The following is a 3,066-nucleotide window of genomic DNA, read 5'->3' on the forward strand; positions in this document are numbered from 1 at the left end:
GACGGGACGACGTACGACGCCTGGGTGTGGGACATCATCAACAGCCACGGCGGCACGCGATGAGGCGGCCCGCGAGGGCCTCCGTCGCGCCGCCCGCACCGACCGCACCGGCCGTCGACCCGGCCGTGCTCGCCCCGCTCGTCGAGACGCTGCGGCGCGCGTCGTCCGGCGACCTGGAGGCCCGCGTGCCGGAGCAGACCGACCCGACGCTCGCCGAGCTGGGCGACCGGCTCAACGGGCTGCTCGACGTGGTCGACGCGTTCGTCCGCGAGTCCGGCGCCGCGCTGACCGCGTCGGCGGAGGGCCGCTTCCACCGCACGCTCATCGAGCGCGGCATGCCGGGCGCGTACCGCGACGGCGCCCGGCGGATCAACTCCGCGCGCGACGTCATGCGCGACGCCGACGAGGCCGCGCACCGCGAGGAGGAGGTGCGTCAGGACATGGGCGCGCAGGCCGTCGAGGTGTCGCAGCACGTCGCCGCCGCGTCCACCGAGCTGGGTGCGTCCGCGCACGCGCTGCGGCACGCCGTCCGGCAGGGCGTCGACGAGCTCGAGTCGACCGTCGCGCTCGTGGCCCGGCTGCGCGAGGCGTCGTCGACGATCGGCGCCGCGGTGACGCTGATCCAGGACGTGTCCGCCAAGACCCGCCTGCTCGCGCTCAACGCGACCATCGAGGCCGCACGGGCCGGCGACCGGGGACGCGCGTTCGGGGTCGTCGCCGACGAGGTCAAGTCGCTGTCGGACCGCGTCGCGGCGTCGTCGGCGGAGATCGCGGAGCAGGTCGAGGAGGCGCAGCAGGCGTCGCGCGACGTCGACGCGTCGATCGGGAGGGTCGCCGGGCTGATCGCGGAGATCGACGACGCCGCGGCCGGCGTCGCCGAGGCCGCGGGGCACGACGCGGGCGGGCTGGCGCGGATGGCGGAGACCCTGCGCGCCGACGTCGGCCGCTTCGCGGGCTGACGCACGTCCGGGGGCCGGTGCGCGTCCGCCCCTGGCCCGCCGCGTGGTCGCGCCCCTACCGTGGACGCATGGCCCGTGGTGACGCGCCCGCGACGAGCGTCGAGGAGTACCTGGACGCCCTGCCGCCCGACGACGCCCTCGCGCTGCGACAGGTGCGCGACGTGCTCCTGGAGCTCGTGCCCGACGCCGGCCAGGTGATCTCCTACCAGGTCCCGTGCGTCACCTACCGCGGCACGGCGCTCGTCAGCCTCTCGCAGTCCCGGAACCACCTGAGCCTGCACGTGCAGGACCCGCCGCTGGCACGAGCGCTCGCCGACGAGGTCACCGAGGGCCGCTGGTCGGGCGCGACGCTGCACTTCACCGCCGCCGCGCCGCTGTCCCGTGCGACCCTCGAGCGCGTCGTCCAGGGACGCATGGCGGCGGTCGACGCCCGGCTCGCGGCCCGCGGGCGCTGAGGACCCGCCGTGGCGACCTGGGAGGACGTGGCGGCCGCCGTGACCGCGCTGCCCGACACCGCGGAGCCGACCCCGCGCCGCTGGACGGCGCACGGGCGCGGGCTCGTCTGGGAGCGGCCGCTGCGACGCTCGGACCACGAGGCGCTCGGTCCCGACGCGTGGCCGGGTGAGATCGTGTGCGTCCGCACGCCCGACCTCGACGCGAAGGACGCGCTGCTGGCGTCGGCGCCTGACGTCTGGTTCACGACGCCGCACTTCCACGGGTACCCCGCGGTGCTCGCGCGCCTCGAACGCCTCGACGCGGACGAGGCCGCGGAGGTCGTGACCGACGGGTGGCTGTCGCTCGTGCCGAGGCGGACCGCGCGGGCCTGGCTCGACGCCCACCCGGAGGTCGCGCCCGGCTGACACCGGCGGGTGCTGCTGGTCGGTCGTCCAGCGCGTGAGAGGATCGCGCGACCGACCCCCGGAGGACCTCGCGTGAGAACCAGCCGCCTGCTGCTGCGCCGTGCGCGCGCGCAGGTCGGGCTCCTCGCGCTGGTCGCCCTCCTCGTCGCGGTCGTGGCCGCCACGGTCGCCGGGACGCTCGCCGCGACGCTCGGCGGTGCACGCGACGGCGCGCGTGACGCGCTCGCCGCGGCGGGTCCCGACGGTGCGCTCCAGGTGTCGACCCGGCGCGACGCCGACGACCCCGACGGCCAGCGTGCCGCGGCCGACGACGCGCTGCGCGACGCGCTCGGCGACCGGCCGGTGCACGTGTCCCGGACGCTGCGCTCGCTGTCGCTCGCGGTCACCGCGCCCGACGGCTCCGACCGCAGCCTCGTGCTCGCGGCCGAGCCGGACCTCCCGGACGTCGCCCACGTCGTCGACGGCGCGTGGCTCGTGGGTGCCGGCGGCACGGCGGGCACCGTCGAGGACCCCGACCCGACGGCGCTGCACGCGGCGGCAGCCGACGTGCTCGGCGTGCAGGTCGGCGACGCGCTCGTCGTCACGTCGGACGGGGGAGCGACGCGCGTGCTGCGCGTCGTCGCCACCTGGCGCCCCGACGACGCGTCGGACCCGCGCTGGGCGGGCGACACGCTGGTCGCGACGGGGACCGGCGACGCGGTGGGGCCGGCCGTCGTGGACGAGCACGTCCTCGCCGCGGTCCCCGGCATCGACCTCGTCCGCTGGACGGTCGTCCCCGCGCTCGACCGCGTCGGGCCCGGTGACCTCGCGCCCGTCGCCGACGGGCTCGACCGGTTCGTCGCGGACGCCCAGACGTCGGTCCAGTCCGGGGGCCTGTCGACGTCGGGCGCGCTCGTCGACACGCTGCGCCGCACCGACGCGGCGCTCACCGCGGCCTCCGCCGTCACCGGGGCGGCCCTCGCGCTCGTCGCGGTGGTCGCGATCGTCGCGCTCGCCCAGGTGGCCCGCCTGCTCGGGGCCGTGCGCGCGACCGAGACGACCGTCCTGCGCTCGCGCGGCACGACCGTCGGCCAGCTCACCGCCGCGGCGGCGATCGAGGCGGTCGTGGTGTGCGTCCCGCCCGCGTTCGGCGGTGCCCTGGTCGCCGCCGCCCTGGTCGGCCGCGGCACGGGGCCGGTCGTGGTGGTCGCCGCCGGGCTCGCCGTCGTCGCCGCGGGCCTGACGACCCTCACGCTCGGCGCCCGCGG

General features: G+C 77.9%; 4 protein-coding genes. All 4 read left to right on the forward strand.

The window, feature by feature from the left end; genetic code table 11:
- Positions 1 to 59: 59 nt before the first annotated feature.
- On the forward strand, positions 60 to 959 hold the full coding sequence (locus CTKZ_RS20845; protein ID WP_124344682.1) for a methyl-accepting chemotaxis protein: 900 nt from the start codon (positions 60 to 62) through the stop codon (positions 957 to 959).
- A gap of 68 nt (positions 960 to 1,027) precedes the next feature.
- Complete coding sequence (locus CTKZ_RS20850) at positions 1,028 to 1,414, forward strand: iron chaperone (RefSeq protein WP_124344683.1); 387 nt, start codon at positions 1,028 to 1,030, stop codon at positions 1,412 to 1,414.
- Between the two features lie 9 nt (positions 1,415 to 1,423).
- A complete protein-coding gene (locus CTKZ_RS20855) occupies positions 1,424 to 1,819 on the forward strand; it encodes an MmcQ/YjbR family DNA-binding protein (RefSeq protein ID WP_124344684.1) in 396 nt (131 codons plus the stop codon).
- A gap of 72 nt (positions 1,820 to 1,891) precedes the next feature.
- On the forward strand, positions 1,892 to 3,066 hold a 1,175-nt coding region (locus CTKZ_RS21845), incomplete at its 3' end, for a hypothetical protein (RefSeq protein WP_160142951.1).

The sequence above is a fragment of the Cellulomonas algicola genome, from assembly GCF_003851725.1.
Classification (GTDB): Bacteria; Actinomycetota; Actinomycetes; order Actinomycetales; family Cellulomonadaceae; genus Cellulomonas; species Cellulomonas algicola.

Excerpts from the sequence above, each read along its gene's own strand:
- CTKZ_RS20850 (WP_124344683.1), top strand. The coding sequence starts at position 1,028 with ATGGCCCGTGGTGACGCGCCCGCGACGAGCGTCGAGGAGTACCTGGAC.
- CTKZ_RS20845 (WP_124344682.1), top strand. The coding sequence starts at position 60 with ATGAGGCGGCCCGCGAGGGCCTCCGTCGCGCCGCCCGCACCGACCGCA.